This is a genomic window from Paraburkholderia caribensis (assembly GCF_002902945.1).
Classification (GTDB): domain Bacteria; phylum Pseudomonadota; class Gammaproteobacteria; order Burkholderiales; family Burkholderiaceae; genus Paraburkholderia; species Paraburkholderia caribensis.
The window spans coordinates 2,251,474-2,275,130 of sequence record NZ_CP026101.1 but is presented as its reverse complement, the minus strand read 5'-3'; the positions used below and the strand labels follow the sequence as shown (position 1 = coordinate 2,275,130).

17 protein-coding genes and 1 pseudogene are annotated in these 23,657 nt (G+C 62.6%); 12 read left to right on the top strand and 6 right to left on the bottom strand.

All coding sequences use genetic code 11. The features are described 5' to 3' along the window. Positions 1–7: 7 nt before the first annotated feature. Complete coding sequence (locus C2L66_RS10050) at positions 8–1,399, top strand: NAD(P)/FAD-dependent oxidoreductase (protein ID WP_060600285.1); 1,392 nt, start codon at positions 8–10, stop codon at positions 1,397–1,399. Between the two features lie 789 nt (positions 1,400–2,188). Here C2L66_RS10050 and C2L66_RS10045 read toward each other — a convergent pair. Then, on the bottom strand, positions 2,189–2,560 hold the full coding sequence (locus C2L66_RS10045; protein ID WP_082433776.1) for a cupin domain-containing protein: 372 nt from the start codon (positions 2,558–2,560) through the stop codon (positions 2,189–2,191). A gap of 152 nt (positions 2,561–2,712) precedes the next feature. Between C2L66_RS10045 and C2L66_RS10040 the strand changes: the two genes are divergently transcribed. Beyond that, positions 2,713–4,140 (top strand): aldehyde dehydrogenase family protein, encoded by a 1,428-nt coding sequence (locus C2L66_RS10040; protein ID WP_060600289.1) that lies wholly within the window; start codon positions 2,713–2,715, stop codon positions 4,138–4,140. Positions 4,141–4,144: 4 nt separating this feature from the next. On the opposite strand, the gene C2L66_RS10035 is transcribed toward C2L66_RS10040, so the two are convergent. Further along, positions 4,145–5,095: a LysR substrate-binding domain-containing protein gene (locus tag C2L66_RS10035; RefSeq protein ID WP_054930169.1), complete on the bottom strand. Its 951-nt coding sequence runs from the start codon at positions 5,093–5,095 to the stop codon at positions 4,145–4,147. A 125-nt stretch (positions 5,096–5,220) separates the two neighbouring features. On the opposite strand from C2L66_RS10035, the gene C2L66_RS10030 reads away from it, so the two are divergent. Together C2L66_RS10030 and C2L66_RS10025 are read left to right on the top strand one after the other, a co-directional pair. Then, positions 5,221–6,393, top strand: a complete 1,173-nt coding sequence (locus C2L66_RS10030) for a M20 aminoacylase family protein (RefSeq protein ID WP_054930170.1) — start codon at positions 5,221–5,223, stop codon at positions 6,391–6,393. An 18-nt stretch (positions 6,394–6,411) separates the two neighbouring features. Further along, the gene (locus C2L66_RS10025; RefSeq protein WP_060600290.1) at positions 6,412–7,764 is read left to right on the top strand and encodes an MFS transporter; all 1,353 of its coding nucleotides are present in this window, start codon (positions 6,412–6,414) and stop codon (positions 7,762–7,764) included. An 892-nt stretch (positions 7,765–8,656) separates the two neighbouring features. Here C2L66_RS10025 and C2L66_RS10020 read toward each other — a convergent pair. Both C2L66_RS10020 and C2L66_RS10015 read right to left on the bottom strand, forming a co-directional pair. Further along, on the bottom strand, positions 8,657–9,928 hold the full coding sequence (locus C2L66_RS10020; protein ID WP_060600292.1) for an MFS transporter: 1,272 nt from the start codon (positions 9,926–9,928) through the stop codon (positions 8,657–8,659). Next, positions 9,925–10,947, bottom strand: a complete 1,023-nt coding sequence (locus tag C2L66_RS10015) for a hypothetical protein (protein WP_060600295.1) — start codon at positions 10,945–10,947, stop codon at positions 9,925–9,927. Before C2L66_RS10015 ends, C2L66_RS10020 begins: the two co-directional genes overlap by 4 nt. Before the next feature lie 670 nt (positions 10,948–11,617). On the opposite strand from C2L66_RS10015, the pseudogene C2L66_RS10010 reads away from it, so the two are divergent. Continuing rightward, a pseudogene (locus C2L66_RS10010) lies at positions 11,618–12,934 on the top strand (NCS2 family permease); the annotation flags it as partial. 882 nt (positions 12,935–13,816) lie between these two features. On the opposite strand, the gene C2L66_RS10005 reads toward C2L66_RS10010, so the two are convergent. Further along, positions 13,817–13,999 carry a hypothetical protein gene (locus C2L66_RS10005; protein WP_054930172.1) on the bottom strand — a complete coding sequence of 61 codons (183 nt, stop codon included), beginning with the start codon at positions 13,997–13,999 and terminating at the stop codon, positions 13,817–13,819. A 150-nt stretch (positions 14,000–14,149) separates the two neighbouring features. After that, complete coding sequence (locus C2L66_RS10000) at positions 14,150–15,055, bottom strand: NAD-dependent epimerase/dehydratase family protein (RefSeq protein WP_060600297.1); 906 nt, start codon at positions 15,053–15,055, stop codon at positions 14,150–14,152. 402 nt (positions 15,056–15,457) lie between these two features. Between C2L66_RS10000 and hutH the strand changes: the two genes are divergently transcribed. From hutH to hutG, 7 genes are all read left to right on the top strand, one after another. Then, on the top strand, positions 15,458–16,981 hold the full coding sequence (gene hutH / locus C2L66_RS09995) for a histidine ammonia-lyase (protein ID WP_054930174.1): 1,524 nt from the start codon (positions 15,458–15,460) through the stop codon (positions 16,979–16,981). A 26-nt stretch (positions 16,982–17,007) separates the two neighbouring features. Then, positions 17,008–17,703 carry a histidine utilization repressor gene (hutC, locus tag C2L66_RS09990; protein ID WP_054930175.1) on the top strand — a complete coding sequence of 232 codons (696 nt, stop codon included), beginning with the start codon at positions 17,008–17,010 and terminating at the stop codon, positions 17,701–17,703. Between the two features lie 61 nt (positions 17,704–17,764). Then, positions 17,765–19,453 (top strand): urocanate hydratase, encoded by a 1,689-nt coding sequence (hutU, locus tag C2L66_RS09985; RefSeq protein WP_054930176.1) that lies wholly within the window; start codon positions 17,765–17,767, stop codon positions 19,451–19,453. A 29-nt stretch (positions 19,454–19,482) separates the two neighbouring features. Then, positions 19,483–20,073, top strand: a complete 591-nt coding sequence (locus C2L66_RS09980; RefSeq protein ID WP_233444905.1) for a HutD/Ves family protein — start codon at positions 19,483–19,485, stop codon at positions 20,071–20,073. A gap of 30 nt (positions 20,074–20,103) precedes the next feature. After that, the gene (hutI, locus tag C2L66_RS09975) at positions 20,104–21,324 is read left to right on the top strand and encodes an imidazolonepropionase (protein ID WP_060600300.1); all 1,221 of its coding nucleotides are present in this window, start codon (positions 20,104–20,106) and stop codon (positions 21,322–21,324) included. A gap of 25 nt (positions 21,325–21,349) precedes the next feature. After that, on the top strand, positions 21,350–22,741 hold the full coding sequence (locus C2L66_RS09970) for a formimidoylglutamate deiminase (protein ID WP_060600302.1): 1,392 nt from the start codon (positions 21,350–21,352) through the stop codon (positions 22,739–22,741). A 31-nt stretch (positions 22,742–22,772) separates the two neighbouring features. After that, positions 22,773–23,585 carry an N-formylglutamate deformylase gene (hutG, locus tag C2L66_RS09965; RefSeq protein ID WP_060600304.1) on the top strand — a complete coding sequence of 271 codons (813 nt, stop codon included), beginning with the start codon at positions 22,773–22,775 and terminating at the stop codon, positions 23,583–23,585. Positions 23,586–23,657 lie beyond the last annotated feature (72 nt).

Genomic DNA, 23,657 nt, shown 5'->3' with positions numbered 1-23,657 from the left:
TGAGAAGATGAGCGAGTCGGTCAAACGCGCCTTCGAAGGTGTCAAGCTGTTTCCGTTCTGGCTGGACAATCCGGCGGCGCCTGCCGTCGAACGCGAGCTGATCGGGCCGACCACGGCCGATCTCGTGATCGTCGGCGGCGGCTTTACGGGATTATGGGCAGCCATTCAGGCGAAGGAGAACGATCCTCGTCTTGATGTCGTGCTGATCGAAGCGGGCAAGGTTGCATATGGTGCGTCGGGCCGGCCGGGCGGGATCATTTCGACGTCCGTGATGCACGGGTTGCCGAATGCGACGCGGGTATTTCCGAAAGATCTCGATGTGCTCGAGCGTCTGGGGCAGGAGAACCTCGACGGGTTCAAGGAATCGCTCGTGCGTTATGGCATCGAAGCCGATGTGGAATGGAATGGTGAAATGACGGTGGCCGTCGACGAAAAGCATCTCGACCATTTGCAAAATGACTTCGAGTTGCATGTGTCGCATGGGCATGATGTCGTATTGCTCGATAGCAAGAAGGCTCGAGAGCAACTGGATTCTCCGTTGTTTGCAGGTGCGATGTGGTCGCGCAATCGCAGCGGGACGATTCATCCGGCGAAGCTCGCGTGGGGGCTCAAGGCGGCTGCCTTGAAGCTTGGCGTGCGGCTGTATGAGCATTCGCCTTTGACGCGGCTTGAAGACGCGGGGAAGAAGATGATTGTGCATACGCAGGCGGGGCGGATTGATACGCCGCGTGTGTTGCTCGGCACCGGGACTGCGAATGTTGGCGTGACGGATATCAACCGGCGTGTGATGCAGGTGCGTGATCACATCATCGCGACGAGTCCGCTGACGGAAGAGCAGATGGTGCGGATTGGCTGGAAGAACCGCCAGGGCGTGTATGACACGCGCACGCAGCTCAATTATTTTCGTCTCACGAAGGACAATCGGATCATTTTTGGCGGGCGCGTCAGTTATCACTTTGGTGGAGATAATAATCCGGCTCAGGATCGTGATGAGCGGACTTATTACAAACTCGCAGAGGCTTTTTATCGGACGTTCCCGCAGTTGGATGATGTGAAGTTCACGCATGCGTGGGGCGGGCCGATTGATTACTGTTCTCGTGGGGCTGTTTTTGCGCGTAAGTACCACGGGGGGAAGACTGTTTTTGTTGCTGGGTATACGGGCTTTGGCGTTGCCGGGAGCCGCTTCGGCGCGCGGATGGGGCTTGAGATGCTGTGGAATCGCGATACGTTGATCACTTCGCTCGATATATCGCGGAAGGGGCCTTCGTATATTCCGCCCGAACCCGTGCGGTGGATCGCTGCCAAGATCACTTTTAATGCTTTTGATGGGGCGGATGATCGGGGTGGATGGAGGAGGTGGTGGATTAATTCCATTAAGGCGCTTGGGTTTCCGATGTAGGTTTTTTGTTGTCTTGCGACGCGGGGTGGGGGTTTTGGTTTTGCGCTGGCATCCGCGATGCGTTATCTCGCTTCAGGCGTCGCCCCTGTGCGGGGCGGCACCTACTTTTCTTTGCCGCCGCAAAGAAAAGTAGGCAAAAGAAAGCGGCTCACACCGCCAGCGCTAATTCTTGCCTGAGGGCCCCCACAGGTTCTTACGCTTCACACGGCAATCACGTGACTGATGTCGGTTGCCAGCGCCCTGAACAGGCGCCTCACCTGCTTCGGACACCCGTACTTGCGCAAGCGGCAGCGAATGGTACGTGCCGCCCAGGTGGCAAACTGTGTGTAGGTTGTCGCAGCGCACAGCTTAGTGCTCTTACCAGAAACACCGATCTTGCTACCCAGTCCGGAGTGGTGCGCGTATGGCGCGAAAGCCGACACACAGTTTGCCACCTGGGCGGCAGTGGACTGTCTGGCATGGCGTGCGTTGACGCGGGTATACGAAGCGGGTGAGGCGTACAGAGAGAGCGTTGGCAACGCACCCTAACCGGTGCGCTGCCGTGTGAAGGATGGGGACGTTGGGGGCCCGTGGACAAAGGTCAAGCGCTGGCGGTGTGAGCCGCTTTCTTTTGCCTACTTTTCTTTGCGGCGGCAAAGAAAAGTAGGTGCCGCCCCGCACAGGGGCGACGCGTGAAGCGAGCTAACGTAACGCGGATGCCAGCGCAGAGGCCAAAACACCAAAACACCGAAACACCAAAACACGGATGCCAGTGCAAACCCGGCCGCACGGCCGATTCACCCCATAACCTCAACCGCAATAAACAACACTGTACTTCTTAGTAGCAACAGGCATATGCCAGGTACCAGAGAAGCCCTTATGAAGAATAAACGCATCACCTGCATGGTAATGATCGGCACGCCCATCATCGCTGGTGATCACGACTTCACCTTCGATCAGCACACAAACTTCATGAATCGGCAGATCGGTCAACTTGAGCGTACCGGCATCGCATTGCCAGACCCCAGCCGTGAGCACATTGTCGACATCCGAAAAAGCAGTCAACGCATGCGGCGCTTTAGCGCCATCGAGAATCACATCAGCAGGATCATGCAATGCCGGCTGCAGGCCAGTAGCGCCAGGACCCTTCGCATCGATACGGGTAAAGGTAATGTTGCTCATATCAAAGTCTCCAGAATGAATCGCAGATAAAAAGCGGTTGATTGGGAAACGCGAGTCTGAGCCAAAGACGCTTGCCAATGAATTTCGATTTGAAGACATGTAGTTCGAGAACAGTCGATGTAACCGTACCGGACCAATTAGAGGAAAACATCATGCAACACGCCACGCAGTTCTATATCGACGGCAAATGGATCGACCCGATCGAAGCCAAAAAACTCGACGTAATCGACCCATCCACGGCCAAACCGTTCGCAACGATTTCGCTCGGCAGTGCAGGCGACGTCGATCGCGCAGTAGCGGCCGCCAAAACCGCATTCGCCTCGTATTCGCAAACCACGGTGCAGGAACGCATCGATCTGCTGCAAGCGATCCTCGAGGTCTATCGCAAACGCTACGACGACATGGCCGATGCAATCAGCCGCGAAATGGGCGCGCCCAAACAGTTCGCACACGACGCGCAAGCATGGACGGGCACCGCGCACCTGGAAACGATGATCCGCACGCTGCAGCATTTCGACTTCGAGCATCTAAAAGGCAGCATGCTGATCCGCAAGGAACCCGTAGGCGTATGCGGTCTCATCACGCCATGGAACTGGCCCGCATTGCAGATCACGACGAAGGTCGCGCCCGCGCTCGCAGCAGGTTGCACGATGGTACTGAAGCCATCGGAACTCGCGCCGATGAGCGCGATGCTGTATGCAGAAATCCTGCATGAAGCAGGCGTGCCCGCAGGCGTGTTCAACCTCGTCAACGGCGAAGGGCAGGTGGTGGGCGATGCCATGTCGCGCCACAAGGACATCGACATGATGTCGTTTACGGGCTCGACGCGCGCAGGCGTGCAAGTCGCGATGGCCGCCGCCGATACCGTCAAGCGCGTGCATCAGGAACTGGGCGGCAAGTCCGCGAACCTGATTCTCGAAGATGCCGATCTGCGCGACGCCGTCACGCGTGGCGCGCGCGCATGCTTCGATAACAGCGGGCAATCGTGCGATGCGCCCACGCGCATGTTCGTGCCGCGCGCGCGGATGGAGGAAGCGTTGGCCTATGCAAAGGAAGTGGCCGATGCGCTCGTCGTCGGTCCGGCGGACGCGCCGTCGAGCGATATGGGCCCCGTGATCAGCCAGCAGCAGTTCGACAAGATCCAGTCGATGATCGATGCCGGCCTGCGCGAAGGGGCGGTGCTCGCAGCGGGCGGTCCCGGACGCCCCGAAGGCCTGGGCGAAGGCTACTATGTACGCCCGACCGTGTTCGGCCACGTGACGCACGACATGACGATCGCACGCGAAGAAATTTTCGGACCCGTGCTGTCGATTCTCGGCTACGACACGGAAGACGAAGCCGTCGCGATGGCCAACGACAGCATCTACGGCCTCGCGGGCTATGTGCAGTCGGCGTCGCTCGAACGCGCGCGTGCCGTCGCCAGGCGGCTGCGCACCGGCACGATCTATCTGAACTACGCGGAGTACTCGCCGGAAGCGCCGTTTGGCGGCTATCGTCAGTCGGGCAACGGGCGCGAGTATGGAGAGTTCGGACTCGAAGACTTTCTGGAGATCAAGGGCGTCGTCGGCTACGGAAAATAAAAGCCTAGAAAAGCAGTTCGATCGAATGAAACAGACGGCGGCGGTCCGCGTCCTGCGACCGCGCGCCTTCGTCGATCACCTCGCGCAGGCATTCGATAAAACACGCGCCCGCCGGACTGACGGGCACGCCGCGCCGCGACGTGATGCTGACAATCGTCTCATCGACCACTTCGCGCAACGGCAGCGCGCGCAGATTCTCCTTTGCGATGTTCACCTCGACGAGGGGCCAGGGAAAGATGCTGAGGAAATCCGTCTGCTGAAGCAGGCCCAGCACGATCGCAAATGAATGCGCGAGATGGATCGTGTGCGGCACTCTCATCCCGCGCTTGCGGAACAGGTTGTCGGCCATCGACTCGCGGCTCGCCGGGTCCCAGTTCAACACCCATTCGGCGTCTTGCAGTTCGTGCAGCGTGCGGCATTCGCCCAACGGATGCCCGCGTCGCGCGACGACGGCCGAATGCGTCGAGAAAAGCGGCACGTTGTGAAACTCCGATTGCGGCGAGGCGGGCGGCGGCCGCCCGATCGAAAAGTCGAGACTGCCGTCGCGCAGACGCGGCTGCACGACAGCCAATAATCCTTCGAAGAATTCCAGCTGCACGTCGGGCATTTTCTGCTTGAAGCGGTTGACCGTCTCGGGCAGAAACGTCAGCGCGAGCCACGGCGTCACGCCTACCGAGAGCTTCCCCGCCGCCGCGCCGCGCATCGCTTCGAGTTCGGCCTCGGCGCGCGCGAGTTGACCGAGCACGAGCCGCGCGTGCACGACGAGCGCGCGTCCGTATTCGGTGAACGCGACTCCTGATGTGCCGCGTATCACCAGCGGCGCGCGCAGATCCGTTTCGAGTTCGCGCACGGACTTGGTGACGGCGGCGGGCGACAGGCCCAATTGCCGCGCCGCGGCGCGGATGCTGCCCGTCTCCGCGATGGCGGCGAGCGTGCTGAGTTGATGCAGTTTCATGTCGGGCGGGTGAAAGGTGGCATCGCGGGTGGCAACCATTGGTTGCCACCGTAACCGTTTCCCGCCTGCCCGTCAAAAAAACGGGCGGCTATGCTGGGTTCACAGACATCGATGGAGACAGCAGCGTGAATACCATGGTCATCCCCGCCGGCATCGCCGATCTCGAAGCAGAAATGATTGCGCTGCGACGCCGCATCCATGCGCATCCCGAGCTTGCATACGAAGAACACGTGACGGGCGACCTGGTCGCCGGCAAGCTCGCCGAGTGGGGCTACACCGTGACGCGCGGGCTGGGCAGCACGGGGGTCGTCGGGCAACTGAAAGTAGGCAGCGGTACGCGCAAGCTCGGCCTGCGTGCCGACATGGATGCGCTGCCCATCCACGAGCAGACGGGGCTGCCTTACGCCAGCAAGCTGCCCGGCAAGATGCACGCATGCGGCCACGACGGCCACACGGCGATGCTGCTCGCCGCGGCGAAGCATCTCGCGCAGGAACGTTCGTTCGACGGCACGCTGAACCTGATTTTCCAGCCCGCCGAAGAGGGCCTTGCCGGCGCGAAGAAAATGATTGAAGACGGGCTGTTCGAGCGCTTCCCATGCGACGCCGTGTTCGCGATGCACAACATGCCGGGGCATCCGACTGGCAAGTTCGGCTTTCTGCCGGGTTCGTTCATGGCGTCGTCGGATACCGTGGTCGTCAAGGTGACGGGGCGCGGCGGGCACGGTGCGGTGCCGCACAAGGCTGTCGATCCTGTCGTGGTGTGCGCTCAGATCGTGCTGGCGTTGCAGACCATCGTGTCGCGCAACGTCGCGCCGCTCGACATGGCGATCATCACGGTCGGCGCGATTCACGCGGGCGAAGCGCCCAACGTGATTCCGGAGACGGCGGAGATGCGTTTGTCCGTGCGCGCGCTAAAGCCCGAGGTCCGCGACTATCTGGAGACGCGCATTCTCGAGGTCGTGCACGGGCAAGCTTCCGTGTACAACGCGCGCGCCGAGGTCGACTATCAGCGCCGTTATCCCGTGCTCGTCAACGATGCGCAGATGACGGCATTCGCGACGCAGGTTGCGCGCGACTGGGTCGGCGACGACGGGTTGATTGCGAACATGCAGCCGCTGACGGGCAGCGAGGACTTCGCGTTCATGCTCGAACGATGCGCGGGTGCTTATCTGATCATCGGCAACGGGGACGGCGAGGGTGGCTGCATGGTGCACAACCCTGGCTACGACTTCAACGACGATTGCCTTGCGACGGGCGCCGCTTATTGGGTGCGGCTCGCGCAATCATTTCTCGTCTGACGCATCCGGGAGACGGATATGACTTACACAGCCACAACGACTTCCACGCCGGACGACAGCGTACCGACGAGCGATGCGCCGCCGCAGCGCGTGAGCCACGCGAAAGCGATCGCAGCGATCACGCTTGGCAACGGCCTCGAGTTCTTCGACTTCACGATCTACAGTTTCTTCGCGACGATCATCGGCAAGCTGTACTTTCCTGTCGAAGGGCAGCTTGCGCAGTTGATGCTCGCGGTCGGCACGTTTGGTGTGGGCTTCATCATGCGGCCGGTGGGCGGCGTGGTGCTCGGCGCGTATGCGGACCGTGCGGGCCGCAAGGCGGCGATGAGCCTGACGTTGTGGCTGATGACGCTGGGCTCGGCGATCATTGCGTTTGCGCCGACGTATGCGTCGATTGGGCTCGCTGCGCCCGTGCTTGTGATTCTTGCGCGGCTGATTCAGGGCTTTGCGCTGGGCGGCGAGATCGGGGCTTCGACATCGCTCCTGATGGAGTACGGCAGCGACCGCACGCGCGGTTTTTATGGCAGCTGGCAGTTCGTGAGTCAGGGCTTGAACACGGTGGTCGGTTCGCTGCTTGGCGTCGCGTTGGCGGCAATGCTGTCGACGCACGCACTCGAAAGCTGGGGCTGGCGCGTGCCGTTCGTGATCGGTATGGCGATGGGGCCGATTGGCGTGTATATCCGGCGGCATCTGGATGAAACGTTGCCGATGCCGGCGGCGTCTTCAGATCATTCGCCCGCGCTGGAAGCTGCGACGGTTGCGAAGCCTGTGCGCGAGATTTTCGGCACGCATATGGGCTCGATTGCGACGGGTGTCGTGACGACGATTGGCGGCACGGCCGCGAACTATATCGTGCTGTTTTATCTTTCTACTTACGCGATCAAGATTCTGCATATGCCGATGTCGCTGGCGTTGTGGGCTTCGTGGACGGCCGCTTTCGTGACGGTGATCTGTTCGCCGTTTGCTGGGGCGTTGTCGGATCGGTATGGGCGTAAGCGGGTGCTGTGGGTTTCGCGTGTGCTCTTGATTGTGGGTGTTTATCCGGCGTTTATGGTGATCAATGCCGTGCCTACGGTGCCCGTTCTGCTTTCAGTTGTTGCCGTGCTTGGCGTGCTTGTTGCGTTTACGGCGGTGCCTAATATCGTCATGCTGCCTGAGATGTTTCCGCGTGAGATTCGCGCTACCGGGATGTCAATTGTTTATTGTCTCGGCGTGTCGATCTTTGGCGGGTTTGCGCAGTTCTTTGCTACGTGGCTTATTCAGTTGTCAGGGAGTACGCTTGCGCCGGCCTGGTATCTGATTGGGTGTGGTTTGGTTTCTTTGTTGGCGTTGCCGTTTGTTCGTGAGACGGCTGGGCGGCCGATTGATTGAGGTTTTTTTGTTTTTTGTTTTTTTTGTTTTTTCGATGGTGGGTGGTGTGATTTTTCGCGGTTTGCGCGTTGTGTCTGGGCGCTTGCGTTTGCGCTGGCATCCGCGGTTTTGGGTTTTGGGTTTTGCGCTGGCATCCGCGATGCGTTAGCGTGCTTCACACGTCGCCCCTGTGCGGGGCGGCACCTACTTTTCTTTGCCGCCGCAAAGAAAAGTAGGCAAAAGAAAGCGGCTCACACCGCCAATTCTTGACGTTTGCCCACGGGCCCCCAACGTCCCCACGCTTCACACGCCAGTGGCCCTGGTTGGTGCCCGTTGCCAACGCTTCGAACAGGTGCCTCACCCGCTTCGATTACCCGTACCCGAGCAAACGGCAGCGAATGGTATGCGCCGCCCAGGTGGCAAACTGTGTGTAGGTTTTCCCGACGTACACGTTAGCGCTCTTACAGGGTGGAGCGCGTGCGCAATTGGTCTGGAGTGAAGCATGTGGAGCACCGAGGGCCGACACACAGTTTGCCACCTGGGCGGCCGTGGACTGTCTGGTGAGGCATGCTGAAACGCGGGTGCGTGAAGCGGGTGAGGCGCTCAGCAAGAGCGCTGGCAACGAACACGAATGACGTGATTGCCGTGTGAAGGATGGGGACGTTGGGGGCCCGTGGATAAGAAGATGGCCTGGCGGTGTGAGCCGCTTTCTTTTGCCTACTTTTCTTTGCGGCGGCAAAGAAAAGTAGGTGCCGCCCCGCACAGGGGCGACGCGTGAAGCACGCTAACGTAACGCGGATGCCAGCACAAAGGCCAGAACACCAAACAGCATAGCCCGCGCCACGAAGGCAAACCGCGAACGCCAGCAAAAACCCAAGCAAACCCCCCGCGTCGCAAGACCAAAAAAAGACCTTCACTTAGCCCGCTTCAAAGACCCATCACCAGCGGGTGCAGGCTTCTCCTGCACATCCCCATTCGCATCGCGAGTCTCAGGCATCGCCGCCCACACAAGCAACACAGCAAGCGCCCCCGCCCCAGCGAGCCCAAAAAAGCTAACCGCATTACCGAAGCGATCGGCGATAAACCCTGCAACGGCAGTAGAAAGCGTCGCCCCAATCCCGGCGGCAAGTCCAAACAGCCCAATGGTGAGGTTATAACGCCCTTTGCCGCCGGCAACATCAGCCGCGATCAGCGGCAGCATCACCCCGAACACAGCCGCGCTAATACCGTCGAGCATCTGCACCGGCACAAGCAGGTAAGGGCTGCTAACGCCCGCGAACAACAATGCCCGCACCGGCAGCGCAGAAAACCCAAGCAGCAAAATGGGCCTGCGTCCCCAGCGCTCGGCAGTGCGCCCAACCCAGGGCGACAACATCGCCACGATCGCCTGCGGCACGATAATGCACGCAGCAATCACAAGCTGCACGTTGTCGCCCATGCCCGCCGTCACTTCACCCGCAGCGAGATTGAGCATCGCCGCATTCGACAGATGGAACAGCACCACGCACGCAGCAAAGATCAACATCCGCTTGTCGCGCAGCAACTCGAAGATCGATTCCTTTTCTTCCGCGTCGTCGCGCTCCTTCTTCGCCGGTTGATGCGCGGGCACAGGATGATGCTGCGGCATCGTGATCATCGACAACGCAAACAGCGCAGGCGCTGCAAGCACAGCAGTCAGCCAGAACACTGCGCGCGCCGAGAAATATTCGCCGAACAGCCCCATCAAACCCGCAGCGACAGCGCTCCCAATCGACGCCCAGCGTGCATTCCGCCCGAGCCGGTCGCCCAGATCGTGTCGGCCGACGAGCGCGAACGAGATGGCCGCCATCGCCGGCACGAGCATGCAGCTCGCAAAGCCGTGAAAGACCTCGGCAGCCATCACGGGCAGCACGGTCGGGCTCGCCGCAAGCAGCACGGCGCTGATAATGATCGCGATAATCGCCCAGGCAGCCGCGCCTTTCTTGTTGCGCAGCGCATCGACGGCCGCGCCGCCGGGCACCTGGCTCACCATCGCGCTGATCGTGCCGACTGACAGCGCGAGGCCGATTTCGCCCTGCGTCCACTTATGCGACGCGAGATACGAAGCAATGAACGGCCCGAATCCCGTCTGCACGTTGGCAACGAAAAAGTTGAGCCAGTCGAGGGCGCGGAGACTGCGTGCGTTGACCATGAGACGGCTCGTCATCGTGAAGTGCGTGCGGTTGAGGCCGCCGCAGCGGACGATGAAGGGCCAGCCGACGGCGCGGTCGCGGAAACTGGAGCAGGGGCGGGCGAGACCGCCCGGATCGGTTTGTCTGCCTCGTAAGTGGGCGACGCCTTGATCTGCGCGTCATTGAGATCCATCAAGGGACGCAGCGTCTTGTCCTTCGCGACGAAGCGCAGCGCCGACCAGTTCGCGGCAATCGCGCGGCGATCGGGACTGATGATGCCGCTCACGTCGAGCACGACGGCCTGCGGCTGCGCGTTCACATCGACCAGCACGTCGATCACGCGGCCGACCTTGCCGCCGTTCGGACGCTCGACGTCAGCGTCGATCAGCTCCATTTGCCCCGGCGGCACCGCTGGCGCGGCCGTTACGCCCGCAAGCGGCGTCGCGAGCGAAGCCGACGGCTTCGGCCGGTTGGTCGCGGCCAACTGGTTGGGCGGTGTCGTGATCGTGATGGGCGCGCCTTTCGCATTCGGCGTAAAGCGGAACGCAGTCCACGGAAATCCGACCTTGCGGTCGCCGATGCCGAGAAAACCCTGCAGATTGACGATCATCTGGCGCGGCGTGCCGCTGCCGTCAGCCGTCATGTCGACGGCGCGGCCCAGCACCTTGCCGTCGAGCTTCTGCACTTCGCTGTCGAGCAAACCATGCGTGGAGTTGCGATCGAGCGTGCGGGTCACGATGATCGGCGCAGGAGGGGGCGGCGGAGGCGGCGGCGCGGGCGCGACGACGGGCGGCGGCGGCTCCGGCTTGTGCGGGCGCACGACGGGCGGGCGCGGCTTCCTGGGTTCCTTGGGTTCAGGCGCCTCGGCCTGATCAGGCTCGGAGGCGGGCTCGAGGGCGGGAACGACGAGCGGCGTCACCGTGGCTTCGGTGATGGGCGCAGGCGGCTGCTCGGTCGGTCCGAACAGGCTGCAGCCCGACATCACGGCGGCAAGGGCCGCAAAAACGGCCAACAGCAAAAGACGGAAGGCTGGACGTAGGAAACCGCCAATCATCAAGTGGGACTCCGTGGCCAGGGCGGCGGGCCGATGCAGGTGCTGTCGCAAACGACGATCCAGCGATTCATGCGGGCATCGAGAGCCTCGCCGGCAATGCGTTAAAGGCATGGTTTGCCGAGAGTTTAACCCGTGACGTCGAAAGGCCCCTGTTTTGTCTGCGTTGGAAGGGCCCGGCCACAGGCTTCCAAGCCCTTTCAGCGGGGCTTCCCGAGCGCCTCTCATGCGGGTTGAAGCCGTAGGTGTTAACACCCGGATACGCAGCCCGCATTGCCGTGTGTCAGGCGATATACGCGTTGCGACATGCGCGGCATGTTTTTATTGCGATGGGAGATATATCGCGATTCGCCTAACCTTCGCTTCAGCATAAAAAGAACGGCGCGAAGTGGGTCGTGGACTGGTGAAAACGGAACGCGATGTCGATCGATCGTCCGACGACGGATTACCCGCCGTAACGAGGACGGTGCGCACCTGCGCGCCACGCGGAAAGCGCAACACGCACTACATCTACTACTCAACGAGACGAACCTGATGACGGCGAGCCTGCGACGGCAGCCGTTTCGGCATGCTGATAAAGGAGGCACTCATCATGATGGAACCCCAGGCCCAGAGCATCGCGGAAGCCGGGAGCGAGGCATTCGACAACACTCGCGACCGGCCGGCGGCGTTCATTGATCGCTTTTTCGACATCACCGCACGCGGCAGCACGGGACGCCAGGAAATCATCGCTGGCATTACGACGTTTCTGGCGATGGTCTATTCCGTGTTCGTCGTGCCGGGCATGTTCGGCAAGGCGGGCTTCGACACCAGCGCGGTGTTCGTCGCCGTGTGCCTGACGACGGCATTCGGCTCGCTGCTGATGGGCATCTGGGCGCGCCTGCCGATCGCGATCGGCTGCGCGATTTCGCTGACGGCCTTTACCGCGTTCGGCCTCGTGCTCGGCAAGGGCTTGCAGCCGAACGTCGCGCTTGGCGCGGTGTTCCTGATGGGCCTCGTGTTCACGGGGATCTCGGTAACGGGCGTGCGCTCCTGGATTCTGCGCAATCTGCCTGCGGGCGTCGCGCATGGGACGGGCATCGGCATTGGTCTCTTTCTGCTGCTGATCGCTGCGAACGATGTCGGCCTCGTCGTGAAGAATCCAGGGCCGGGACTGCCTGTCTCGCTGGGGCATATCACGTCGTTGCCTGTGCTGATGTCGGTGGGCGGGCTGGCCGCGATCTTCGGTCTGGTGCGCCGCCGCGTGCCGGGATCGATCCTGATCGTGATCGTCGCGATTTCGGCGCTTGCGTTGCTGCTCGATCCTGCTGTTGCGTTTCATGGTGTGTTCGCGCTGCCTTCGTTGAGCGCGCCGGGCCATTCGTCGCTGATCGGCGCGATGGATATCAAGGGTGCGTTGTCGCTTGCTGTGCTGCCTAGCGTGCTGGCTCTCGTGATGACGGCCGTGTTCGATGCGACGGGGACGATCCGCGCCGTCGCGGGGCAGGCGGGGCAGCTCGACGAGAATGGCCGCATCGTTAATGGCGGTCGCGCGTTGACTGCGGATTCGCTCAGTTCGATTTTCTCGGGGTTTATGGGTGGTGCGCCGGCTGCTGCGTATATCGAGTCGACGGTTGGTGTTGCTGCGGGCGCGAAGACGGGACTGGCTGCGGCTGTCGTCGGGTCGCTGTTTCTCGTTGTGATGTTCTTTTCGCCGCTTGCCGCGCTCGTGCCTTCTTATGCGACGGCGCCCGCTTTGATGTATGTCGGGCTGCTGATGCTCTCCAGTGTGAGCAAGCTGCATATGGACGATATGGTCGATTCGATGTCGGGTCTCGTGTGTGCCGTTTTTATCGTGCTGACGGCTAATATCGTGACGGGCATTATGCTTGGGTTCTGTACGCTGGTGATTGGGCGTGTCGTTAGTGGGGAATGGCGCAAGCTTAATGTTGGGACGGTTGCGATTGCTGTTGTGCTGGCTGTGTTTTATTTGGGTGGTTGGGCGATCTGACGTTGGTTGTCTGCGACGCTGGGTGGTTTGCTGGTTTTGTCGCTGGCATCCGCGATGCGTTATCTCGCTTCACGCGTCGCCCCTGTGCGGGGCGGCACCTACTTTTCTTTGCCGCCGCAAAGAAAAGTAGGCAAAAGAAAGCGGCTCACACCGCCAGCGCTAATACTTGCCTGAGGGCCCCCAAAGGTTCTTACGCTTCACACGGCAATCACATCATTCTTGCTCGTTGCTAGCGCTCTTGCCGGGCGCCTCACCCGCTTCACACACCTGCGTTTCAGCACGCCACGCCAGACAGGCCACCGCCGCCCAGGTGGCAAACTGTGTGTAGGCCGTAGTACCTCACACGCATCACTCCGGACCGATTTCGCACGCGTCCCACCCTGTAAGAGCGCCACCCTATACGACGCGACAACCTACACACAGTTTGCCACCTGGGCGGCGCATACCATTCGCTGACGCTGGCTCATGTACGGGTGTTTGAAGTGGGTGAGGCGCGGATTCGGCGCGCTGGCAACGCGCACGAACACGGGCGCTGGCGTGTGAAGTGTGGGGACGTTGGGGGCCCGTGGGAAAAGGTCAAGGGCTGGCGGTGTGAGCCGCTTTCTTTTGCCTACTTTTCTTTGCGGCGGCAAAGAAAAGTAGGTGCCGCCCCGCACAGGGGCGACGCGTGAAGCGAGCTAACGCAACGCGGATGCCAACGCAAACCCAGACAACCCGCCCAACGGTCGAAAGGCGATCAATAGAAATTGCCGCCCGCACAGGGGCAACAAAGGGGCAACAAAGTGAAGCACGCTATCGCATAGCAAATGCCACAGCAAACCCCAACCCCGCGACCGCGAAACAAAACCAAAAACCAAAAAAACCAAAACCAAAAAACAAAACTCACAACGACATCTCAAACGCCGGCCTGAGAAACAACTCAATCCCCATCACCACAAGCCCCATCGCACCCGAAGCAAGCGTCAGCGTCCCATACTCATCGTAACGAGAGTCATACAAACAAGCGACCACGAACAGAATCGCGAGCAGATTGGTCAGCCAGTCGAAATTAAGTGCAAGCAACATTGAATGATCCGTGCTCGAGCCGATAGATCGAGGTCGTCATCAACCTCATCGAACATCGCCGATTCTAGCGATTCGAGCTTACGGATACGCAACATCCTGGCTTACAACGTGTGCACTGGCCAACGTTCTACGCACGGTTTTAGGCGTGTTTCACGCGTCTTTCATCATGTCGTTCCCGATCCACTCGATCACCGACGTGTGCTTCGGCTGCCAGCCGAGCAACGTACGCGCACGAGTGCCGCGCACGCGGCTGTTCGAGCCGAGACCATACGACGCCATTTCATAACCCCATTCGTCGATCGCCTGATCGAGCGGCCAGTCCTGCGCCGGGCCGAGATGCATTGCCTTGGCGATCGCCTCCGTCATCTCGCGGAACGACGCTTCGCCGCTTTCGACGAAATAGAACGTGCCCGCCGGGCTCTTGTCGAGCGCGAGCCGATACAGATCGACCACGTCGTCGATGAAAACATTCGACCAGATGTTGCCGCCGCTGCCCACGTGCCGCACGACGCCGCTCTTTTGCGCCTGCCGCACGAGGCGCGGCAGTTGCACGCTGGCGCTGCCTTTCACGGCGCCATGCCCATAAATCAGCGTGTTGCACAGCACGGATGAACGGACGCCGCGCTTCGCCGCGTCGAGCACGAGGTTGTCGATGGCGACGCGCGGCGCCTTGTCCGCCGTCGGCTCGGGTAGCGCGTCTTCCGTGTAGATCTTCGCGTCGCCGCGTTCGCCGCCCGACGCATCGCCGACGATGCTCGAACCGCTCGTATGTAGTAACGGCTTGCCGGAGCCTTCGAGGCCTTCGATCAACGCTTCCACCGCGCCGCGATGGTCGCTGCTCGCCGCATTGATGACGGCGTCGGCAGCCCTGGCTTGCGCGATCAGCATGTCGCGGTCGTCGAGCGTACCGACGACAGGCTCGATGCCGAGGCGCTTCAGTTCAGCCGCATGCTCCGGATTGCGGATCAGGCCCGTCACGCGATGTCCCGCGCGCACGAGACCCGCCGCAATCGATCCGCCGATAAAGCCACTCGCGCCAGTGATGAAGATATTCAAGACGTTCTCCTTCGAGAGAAAACTGGGAATGACTTGAGTATGGCGGCAGACGAGTTTTGCAAAAAGCGCGTCAGTCTCAAATCAATCTTGATCTGGAATCAAGAATGACGTGGCGGGAGGCGCTGGGCCCATAGCCAGCCCGGCTTTTTGTCCGCTTGCCAACCCGAAAATTGGACGTGTATATACAAGTTATCGGATTTTCTCTGGCGAGAACGCAACTGAACGGCGCCCGGCGTCACCGCGGACCCAGGCGGACCCAAGCGGGCCAAACCGCCAGAACCATGCCAGCAACCCCGCTGTGCCTAATGGAAACTCCCTATCCAAAACCCCAAAATTTGAGTTGTATATACAAGCTGACGCGGCTACACTTTCTCAAAATTTGTATAGACAGGAACTCACATCATGATCCTTACGCCCGGCACCCTGACTTTGTCCCAACTGCGCCAGATCGCTCGCGAGCAGGTCACGTTGGAACTCGATCCCGCGAGCTTCGCCGCCATCGACGCCTGCGCTCAAGCCGTCGCGGACATCGCCGCGAAGGGCGAGCCGGCGTACGGCATCAATACGGGCTTCGGCCGTCTCGCGAGCACGCACATTCCGCATGACCAGCTCGAACTGCTGCAGCGCAATCTGGTGCTCTCGCACGCCGTTGGCGTCGGTGAGCCGATGTCGCGGCCGGTCGTGCGCCTGTTGATCGCGCTCAAGCTGTCGAGCCTCGGCCGCGGTCACTCGGGCATTCGCCGCGAAGTGATGGAGGCGCTCATCAAGCTGTTCAACGCTGACGTGCTGCCCGTGATTCCCGTGAAGGGCTCGGTCGGCGCGTCGGGCGATCTCGCACCGCTCGCGCATATGTCGGCCGTGCTGCTCGGCGTCGGCGAAGTGTTCGCCAAGGGCGAGCGCGTCCCGGCGACGGAAGGCCTGCGTCTCGTCGGCCTGAAGCCGCTGACGCTGCAAGCCAAGGAAGGCCTCGCGCTGCTGAACGGCACGCAGGCATCGACGGCGCTCGCGCTGTACAACATGTTCGCGATCGAGGATCTGTATCGCACGGGTCTGGTGGCGGGCGCGCTCTCGGTGGACGCGGCGATGGGTTCCGTCAAGCCGTTCGATCACCGCATTCACGCGCTGCGCGGCCATCAAGGCCAGATCGATGCAGCGGCAGCGTATCGCACGCTGCTCGACGGCTCGGCCATCAACGTGTCGCACGCCGACTGCGACAAGGTGCAAGACCCGTACAGCCTGCGCTGCCAGCCGCAAGTAATGGGCGCGTGCCTCGACCAGATGCGCGCCGCCGCGCAAGTGCTGCTCGTCGAAGCGAACGCCGTCTCGGACAACCCGCTGATCTTCCCGGATACGGGCGAAGTACTGTCGGGCGGCAACTTCCACGCGGAACCCGTCGCATTCGCCGCCGACAACCTCGCGCTCGCCGCATCGGAAATCGGCGCGCTCGCCGAGCGCCGCATCGCGCTGCTGATCGACGCGACGCTGTCGGGCCTGCCGCCTTTCCTCGTCAAGGATGGCGGCGTGAACTCGGGCTTCATGATCGCGCACGTCACGGCTGCCGCGCTCGCGTCGGAGAACAAGACGCTGGCTCACCCGGCTTCCGTCGATTCGCTGCCCACGTCGGCCAATCAGGAGGACCACGTGTCGATGGCGACCTTCGCCGCGCGCAAGCTCGCCGACATCGCCGAGAACACCGCGAACATCCTGTCGATCGAACTGCTCGCCGCTGCGCAAGGCGTCGATCTGCGCGCGCCGCACAAGACCAGCCCGGCGCTGCAAAAAGTAATGGACACGATCCGCGCACAGGTCGCGCACTACGAACTCGACCACTACTTCGCGCCCGACATCGCCGCTTGCACGAAGCTCGTGCAGGACGGCACGATCGCTGCGCACAGCCCGTTCTCGTTCATCTCCGAGCAACGTTAATTCATCCGTACAGCGAGACGCCCGGCATGAACGCACCGGCCTATCAGGGAATCAAGGACTTCATCCTCGCCCGTATTCACGCGGGCGAATGGAGCGAAGGCCATCAGGTTCCATCGGAGAATGAGCTTGCGCGCGAATTCAACGTTGCGCGCATGACGGTCAACCGCGCATTGCGCGAATTGACGGCCGATCAGGTGCTCACGCGCGTTCAGGGCTCGGGCACGTTCGTCGCGCGGCCGAAGTACGAGTCGACGCTGGTGGCGATCCGCAGCATCTCCGACGAGATCGTCGCGCGTGGTCATCGTTATCACGCGAAGGTGCTGCACGTGGGCGCCGCGATCGCCGACGAAGAACTCGCTGCCGAAATGCAGGTGAGTGCGGGCAACCCGATTTTTCATTCGCGCGTGCTGCACTTCGAGAACGACGAGCCCGTCCAGCTCGAAGAGCGCTGGGTCAACCCGGCCGTCGCGCCCGAATACGCGTTGCAGGACTTTACGAACACGACGCCTAACCAGTATCTCGTACGCGTCGCGCCGCTGCAGCGCGTCGAGTACCGCATCGAAGCCGCCGCGCCGGATGCCGACACCCGCCGGCATCTGACGATGGACGATGCCGAACCTTGCCTCGTGCTGCACCGGCGCACGTGGTCGCAGGGTGTGGTCGCTTCGGTGGCCAACCTGTGGCACCCCGGCAACCGCTACCGGTTCACCGGCCACTTTTAGATTCCCGTTTCCGTTCAATCTTCGACTCCGTTACCGAGTTATCAGCGCTTCCGAGGGCATCATGAACAACCCGAAACACATCGACCCGCGTCTCGACCCGACCCGCACGATCCGCGCACCGCGCGGCAGCGAGAAAACCTGCAAGACCTGGATCGCGGAAGCCGCGTACCGGATGATCCAGAACAATCTGGACCCGGAAGTGGCTGAACATCCGCATGCGCTCGTCGTGTATGGCGGCATCGGGCGCGCGGCGCGCAACTGGGATTGCTTCGATCAGATCCTCACGTCGCTGAAAGACCTCGAAGAAAACGAGACGCTGCTGATTCAATCGGGCAAGCCCGTTGGCGTGTTCCGCACGCATGCTGACGCACCGCGCGTGCTGCTCGCGAATTCGAACCTCGTGCCGCACTGGGCGAACTGGGACCACTTTCACGAACTCGACCGCAAGGGCCTGATGATGTACGGCCAGATGACGGCGGGCAGCTGGATCTATATCGGCAGCCAGGGCATCGTGCAGGGCACGTACGAGACGTTCTTCTCGGTGGCGAACCAGCATTTCAACGGCGATCCGAAGGGCCGCTGGATCCTGACGGGCGGTCTCGGCGGCATGGGCGGCGCGCAGCCGCTCGCGGCAACGATGGCGGGCTTCTCGATGATCGCCGTCGAATGCGATGAGTCGCGCATCGACTTCCGCCTGAAGACGCGTTATGTCGACAAGAAGGCGATGACGCTCGACGAAGCGCTCGCGATGATCGAAGAAGCGAAGAAGACGGGCAACCCGGTTTCGATCGGCCTGCTCGGCAATGCCGCTGACGTATTCGCCGAACTGGTTGCGCGCAACATCACGCCGGACTGCGTGACCGACCAGACCAGCGCGCACGACCCGATTCACGGCTATCTGCCGCAAGGCTGGAAGATCGAGGACTGGCGCGAGCGTCAGAAGACGGACCCGCAAAGCATCGTGACGCCCGCCAAGCAGTCGATGGCCAAGCAGGTGCAAGCCATGCTCACGCTGCAGGAACGCGGCGCCGCGACGCTCGATTACGGCAACAACATCCGTCAGATGGCGCTGGAAATGGGCGTGCAGAACGCGTTCGATTTCCCCGGTTTCGTGCCCGCGTACATTCGCCCGCTCTTCTGCGAAGGCAAGGGTCCGTTCCGCTGGGTCGCCCTGTCGGGCGATCCCGAAGACATCTACAAGACGGACCAGAAGGTCAAGGAACTGATCCCCGACGATCCGCACCTGCATAACTGGCTCGACATGGCGCGTGAGCGCATCGCGTTCCAGGGCTTGCCGGCGCGTATCTGCTGGGTCGGCGTGAAGGATCGCTATCGTCTGGGCCAGGCGTTCAACGAAATGGTCAAGAAGGGCGAACTGAAGGCGCCGATCGTCATCGGCCGCGATCATCTGGATACGGGTTCGGTTGCGAGCCCGAACCGCGAGACGGAATCGATGAAGGACGGCTCGGACGCTGTCAGCGACTGGCCGCTGCTCAACGCACTGCTGAACACGGCAGGCGGCGCATCGTGGGTGTCGCTGCATCATGGCGGCGGTGTCGGCATGGGCTTCAGCCAGCACTCGGGCGTCGTGATCGTCGCCGATGGCTCGGACGCCGCGCATGAGCGTCTCGGCCGCGTGCTGTTCAACGATCCCGCGACGGGCGTGATGCGTCACGCGGACGCCGGTTACGAGCTCGCGCAGGAAACGGCGCGCGAAGCCGGTCTCAAGCTGCCGATGCTGGGCCGCTGATCGTGACCGCGACGCGATCGACTGCCAGCGTGTCGCTGATTCGCGGCGCGGACCTCGTGGCGTCGCCGTGGAAGAACGGCGGCGGCGTCACGCGCGAGGTCGCCGCGTTCCCCGAGGGCGCGGCGCTCGACTCTTTCGTGTGGCGCGTGAGCGTCGCCGACGTCGCGCAAGCCGGGCCGTTCTCGCGCTTCGCCGGAATCGACCGGACGCTCGTGCTGCTGTCGGGCGCGGGCATGCTGCTCGACGAAGCTGGCGGTGCGACTCACACGCTGCGCAAGCCGCTCGACATCGCGCGCTTCGAAGGCGAAACGGCCATCGACGCGCGACTGATCGACGGTGCGACGCGCGATTTCAACCTGATGGTGCGGCGTGGCGCGGCAACGGGCGACGTCGCAATCTGGCGCGACCCGACGCGCACGCAACTCGATGCCGATGTCGTGCTGTTGTTCTGCGCGCAAGGCGAGTTGCACGTCGCGACGGACAACGCTGCCAACACAACGACGCTCGTGACCATGGACACGTTACGCATCGACCATGCACACGCGTTGTCGTGCGAAGTCACAGGGAAGGGCGCGCTGCTCGCCATTAGCATCCGCTATCTCGACACATCGCAAGCCTGAGCGCTTGCCCACATCACAGACAGCCCTGCCATGAAGCAAACCGTCTGGAACCATCTGAAGCTCTGTGCGCAGGGCGATCCCAACCAAACGATCGACGACGCCGCGATCGCCGTCGAGAACGGCTGCATCGCGTGGCTCGGCGCGTCGCGCGAGTTGCCCGCGCAATACGCCGCGTGGCCGCGCGAAGACCTGGGCGGCGCGTGGGTGACGCCCGGTCTCGTCGATTGCCATACGCATCTCGTGTACGGCGGCCAGCGCGCCGACGAATTCGCGCAGCGGCTCGCGGGCGTCAGCTACGAAGCCATCGCGAAGCAGGGCGGTGGCATCGTCTCGACGGTGCGCGCCACGCGTGCCGCAGACGAAGCGTCGCTGTTCGCGCAGTCGGCCGCGCGGCTCGAAGCGATGCTTGCCGAAGGCGTCACGGCCATCGAAATCAAATCCGGCTACGGGCTCGACTTGCAAAGCGAACGCAAGATGCTGCGCGTCGCGCGGCAACTCGGCGAGCGTTATCCCGTGACGGTGTACACCACGTTTCTCGGCGCGCATGCGTTGCCGCCGGAGTTCGCGGGCCGCGCCGACGACTACATCGACGAAGTCTGCGAGCGCATGCTGCCCGCACTGGCCGACGAAGGACTCGTCGATGCCGTCGATGTGTTCTGCGAGCGCATCGGCTTCTCGCTCGAACAGAGCGAGCGGGTGTTCAATGCCGCTGCGCGCCGCGGGCTGCCCGTCAAGATGCACGCGGAGCAGTTGTCCAACGGTGGCGGCACGGTGCTTGCCGCGCGGCATGGGGCATTGTCGGCGGATCACCTGGAGTTTCTCGACGAAGCGGGCGTCGCCGCGATGAAGGAAGCGGGCACGGTCGCCGTGCTGCTGCCGGGCGCGTTCTATTTCATTCGCGAGACGCAATTGCCGCCGCTCGACCTGTTGCGCCGCTACGAAGTGCCCATCGCGATTTCGACGGACAGCAATCCGGGCACCTCGCCCTCGACCTCGCTGCCGTTGATGATGAACATGGCGACAACGCTGTTCCGCATGACCGTGCCCGAAGTGCTGCAAGGCGTGACGCGCCACGCGGCGCAGGCGCTCGGCAAGGCGGATAAGCACGGAGCGCTCGCCGTCGGACGCAACGCCGATTTCGCGGTGTGGCCGGTGCAGTCGCTTGCGGAACTTGCCTACTGGATTGGACGCCCGCTGTGCGCACGCGTCGTGCGCGGCGGCGAAACCGTCTATACGCGTCGGGTGCACTGAGCGCGACGCGAGAATGGGATCGAACATGACTCAAGCCACTCAATCGCTTTTCGCCGATCACGCGTATCTGCCCGAAGGCTGGCGGCGCAACGTGCTGCTGCAATGGGACGCGCACGGCGCGCTCGTCTCGGTGACAGCCGATGCGCAAGCGCCCGCAGGCGTCGCCAAAGCCAGCGGTCCCGTGTTGCCCGGCATGCCGAACCTGCATTCGCACGCGTTCCAGCGCGCGATGGCGGGCCTCACCGAATACCGGGCGAACGCGACCGATAACTTCTGGAGCTGGCGCGACCTGATGTATCGCTTCGCTGCGCGCATCACGCCGGAAGGGCTCGCGTCGATCGCGCAATGGCTTTACATCGAGATGCTGAAGGCGGGCTACACGTCCGTCTGCGAATTCCATTACGTGCATCACATGCAGGACGGCAAGCGCTACGCGAACGATGCGGAACTCGCGCAACGCGTGGTCGATGCGGCGGGCGCGAGCGGTATCGGCATGACGATGCTGCCGGTGCTGTATCAGTACGCGGGCTTTGGCGCACAGCCGCCGCGCGACGACCAGCGCCGCTTCATCAACACGCCCGACAGTCTGCTTGGGTTGCTCGACACGCTGCGCCGCGCGCGTCCCGAGCACGGCGCGCTGCGCTACGGCGTCGCGCCGCATTCGTTGCGCGCGGTGTCGAACGATTCGCTGCGCGAGTTGCTGAATGGACTCGATGCGATGTCGCCAGGCGCGCCTGTGCACATCCATATCGCCGAGCAAACGGCGGAGGTCGACGCATGCGTCGCAACGGAAGGCGCGCGGCCCGTGCAATGGCTGCTCGATCGCTTCGATGTCGACGCGCGCTGGTGCCTCGTGCATGCGACGCATGTCGATGCCGATGAAACGGCCGCGCTCGCGAAGAGCGGCGCCGTCGCGGGCCTGTGCCTGACGACGGAAGCCAACCTCGGCGACGGTATCTTTCCGGCGCACGACTATCTGGAACAAAAGGGGCGCATCGGCGTCGGCAGCGACAGCCATATCGGCGTCGACTGGCGTGCGGAACTGCGGCTGCTCGAATACGGTCAACGTCTGTCGAGGCGGCAGCGCAACGTGCTTGCGTCGGCCGATATGCCGCGCGTTGCGGACCGTCTGTACGCGGCGTCGCTGGAAGGCGGCGCGCTCGCGACGGGTCGCGCGGCAGGCGCATTGCGCACGGGCGCGCGGGCCGATTTCATGGTGCTCGATGCGGACCACGCGAGCATCGCCGAACACGCGAACGACGCGTGGCTTTCCGGTGTCGTATTCTGCGAGCACGGCGAGACACCCATTCGCGACGTCTACGCGGGCGGCGCCAAAGTGGTCGACAACCGCAAGCATCGCGACGAAGAGCGCGCGTATGCGCAATATCGCGCGGCGCTCGCCGAACTGCTGAAGTGAACCCGAGTCAACTTTGAGAAGCACCGACGACATGACCGCCACCGATACCTTGCCCGTCTTCTCGCTGCATCGGGGAAGCCTGCCGTTCCTGATCTCGATCCCGCATCTGGGCACGCGCCTGCCCGCCGATATCGCCGCGCAGATGACGCCCGCCGCCGCGCGCACCGACGATTGCGACTGGCACCTCGACCGCCTGTATGCATTCGCAAAGCGCATGGGCGCGTCGATTCTGACGCCGACCTATGCGCGCTACGTGATCGATCTGAACCGTCCGCCCGATGGCGCCAACCTCTATCCGGGGCAGGACACGACGGGCCTGCTGCCCGTCGATACCTTCGACAAGGAGCCGCTCTATCGCGACGGCCGCTTGCCCGACGACGCCGAAGTCGCGCGGCGCCGCGACCTGTACTGGAAGCCGTATCACGAGGCCCTGCAGGGCGAGCTTGCTGCACTGAAGGCGCAGCACGGCAAGGTGCTGCTGTGGGAAGCGCATTCGATCCGCTCGCATGTGCCGCGCTTCTTCGACGGCCGCTTGCCCGATTTCAACTTCGGCACGTCGAACGGCGCGAGCGCGGCGCCGGGGCTCGCGGAAGCGCTCGCGAAAATCGTCGACGGACATGGCGGCTATACGGCCGTGGCGAACGGCCGCTTCAAGGGCGGCTACATCACGCGCCACTATGGCCAGCCTGAGCAGGGCGTGCATGCAGTGCAGCTCGAGCTTTCGCAGATCACCTACATGCAGGAACAGATGCCTTATGCGTACGACGAAGCGCTCGCAGGCAAAATCGAGCCGTTGCTCGACAAGCTCGTGAAGACGGCGCTCTCGCACGTCGCGGCGGCCTGAAAGGCGCGTGCGCGCGGGCTTCGGGCCACGCGCGCAGCGACCTCGCAGGCGTCCGGCCGGACGTCTCGCTCC

What these genes read in the sequence shown, in the direction of transcription:
- C2L66_RS10050 (WP_060600285.1), top strand. Translation starts at nt 8, where the DNA reads ATGAGCGAGTCGGTCAAACGCGCCTTCGAAGGTGTCAAGCTGTTTCCG.
- C2L66_RS10045 (WP_082433776.1), bottom strand. Translation starts at nt 2,560, where the DNA reads ATGAGCAACATTACCTTTACCCGTATCGATGCGAAGGGTCCTGGCGCT.
- C2L66_RS10040 (WP_060600289.1), top strand. Translation starts at nt 2,713, where the DNA reads ATGCAACACGCCACGCAGTTCTATATCGACGGCAAATGGATCGACCCG.
- C2L66_RS10035 (WP_054930169.1), bottom strand. Translation starts at nt 5,095, where the DNA reads ATGAAACTGCATCAACTCAGCACGCTCGCCGCCATCGCGGAGACGGGC.
- C2L66_RS10025 (WP_060600290.1), top strand. Translation starts at nt 6,412, where the DNA reads ATGACTTACACAGCCACAACGACTTCCACGCCGGACGACAGCGTACCG.
- C2L66_RS10020 (WP_060600292.1), bottom strand. Translation starts at nt 9,928, where the DNA reads ATGACGAGCCGTCTCATGGTCAACGCACGCAGTCTCCGCGCCCTCGAC.
- C2L66_RS10015 (WP_060600295.1), bottom strand. Translation starts at nt 10,947, where the DNA reads ATGATTGGCGGTTTCCTACGTCCAGCCTTCCGTCTTTTGCTGTTGGCC.
- C2L66_RS10005 (WP_054930172.1), bottom strand. Translation starts at nt 13,999, where the DNA reads ATGTTGCTTGCACTTAATTTCGACTGGCTGACCAATCTGCTCGCGATT.
- hutH (WP_054930174.1), top strand. Translation starts at nt 15,458, where the DNA reads ATGATCCTTACGCCCGGCACCCTGACTTTGTCCCAACTGCGCCAGATC.
- hutC (WP_054930175.1), top strand. Translation starts at nt 17,008, where the DNA reads ATGAACGCACCGGCCTATCAGGGAATCAAGGACTTCATCCTCGCCCGT.
- hutU (WP_054930176.1), top strand. Translation starts at nt 17,765, where the DNA reads ATGAACAACCCGAAACACATCGACCCGCGTCTCGACCCGACCCGCACG.
- hutI (WP_060600300.1), top strand. Translation starts at nt 20,104, where the DNA reads ATGAAGCAAACCGTCTGGAACCATCTGAAGCTCTGTGCGCAGGGCGAT.
- C2L66_RS09970 (WP_060600302.1), top strand. Translation starts at nt 21,350, where the DNA reads ATGACTCAAGCCACTCAATCGCTTTTCGCCGATCACGCGTATCTGCCC.
- hutG (WP_060600304.1), top strand. Translation starts at nt 22,773, where the DNA reads ATGACCGCCACCGATACCTTGCCCGTCTTCTCGCTGCATCGGGGAAGC.